Annotated in this window: 1 protein-coding gene; it reads left to right on the forward strand. The window is 76.2% G+C overall.

What is annotated here, in order from left to right; genetic code table 11:
• Nucleotides 1-205: 205 nt before the first annotated feature.
• The coding region (locus tag E1292_RS50405) for a YfjP family GTPase (RefSeq protein ID WP_181958433.1) at nt 206-1,295 on the forward strand (1,090 nt) is incomplete at its 3' end.

Raw genomic sequence — 1,295 nt, forward strand, 5'->3', positions numbered from 1 at the left:
GTTGTAGAGCGACGACTTGCCGCTGCCGGTCGCCCCCGCCAGCGCGGCCACGGTGTGGTCGACCGACAGGTTGCGGCGTGCCCCGGCCCGCTCGGCCACAGCTGCCTGCCGCCGAACCCGTTGAACCGCCAGGACGGCCCACCGCCGAGCTTCCGGTCGTCGGGCCCGTGCGAGGCCCGATGCCGCCCGACCCGGAGGAGAGGCCGTGAAGCTGCTGCGCCGTAAGGAGGGCCCGTCTCTCGACTCCAGGCTCGCCGCCCTGCTGGAGGCTGCCTCGCTGGCCGAGGGACGGCTGCCCGAGCAGGCGGTGTCCGGTGCGCGTTCGGTGGCCGAGCGGGCCGGGGCACGCCGCAACCTGTCGGTCGACCACACCGTGGCCGCGCTGGCGGGGGCGACCGGCAGCGGCAAGTCGTCGCTCTACAACGCCCTGGCCGGCGCGGAGCTGGCGGCCGTGGGCGTCACCAGGCCCACGACCTCGACCGCGCAGGCGGCTCTGTGGGACGGCGAGGGCGCGGGCCCGCTGCTGGACTGGCTCGACGTCCCGCAGCGCCACTCCGCCGCCACCGCCGGCGACCTGTCCGGGCTCATCCTCCTGGACCTGCCCGACCACGACTCCATCCGGATCTCCCACCGCCTGGAGGTGGATCGCCTGGTGGAGCTCGTCGACCTCTTGGTGTGGGTGGTGGATCCCCAGAAGTACGCCGACGCGGCGCTCCACGAGCGCTACCTGCGCCCGCTGGCCGCGCACCGGGACGTGACGGTGGTGGTGCTCAACCAGGTGGACCGGCTGCCCGCGCAGGCCGTCGACCGCTGCCTGCGCGACATGCGCCGGCTGCTGGACGACGACGGGATGAAGGGCGTTCCGGTGCTCGCCGTCTCCGCCAGGACCGGGACGGGGCTGCCCCAACTCCGCGAGCTCCTCGAGGACCGGGTCTCGGAACGCGAGTCCTGGTCCGCCCGGCTGGCCGCCGACGTCACGACCGCCGCCGCCGGCCTCGCCACCGCGGCTCCTGAGCAGGCCGGTCCCGCGGAGCGCGGCGCCGTGGCGGGCCGGCCGGGGATGGGCGGGGCGCTCACCGGGGCGCTGTCGCAGGCGGCGGGGGTGCCGCTGGTCGTGGAGGCCGTGGCCAAGGGGCACCGGCACCGGGCGATCGTCGCCACCGGGTGGCCCGTCACGAGGTGGCTCAGGAGGTTCCGGCCGGACCCGCTCCGGAGGCTGCGCGTCGACGGCATGGCCCCGAAGGGCACGGCGGCCGGTGGCGTGACCGGCAGGGCGGGCAGGGAGGTCGAAGGGC

This window comes from Nonomuraea deserti (assembly GCF_004348685.1).
Lineage (GTDB): Bacteria > Actinomycetota > Actinomycetes > Streptosporangiales > Streptosporangiaceae > Nonomuraea > Nonomuraea deserti.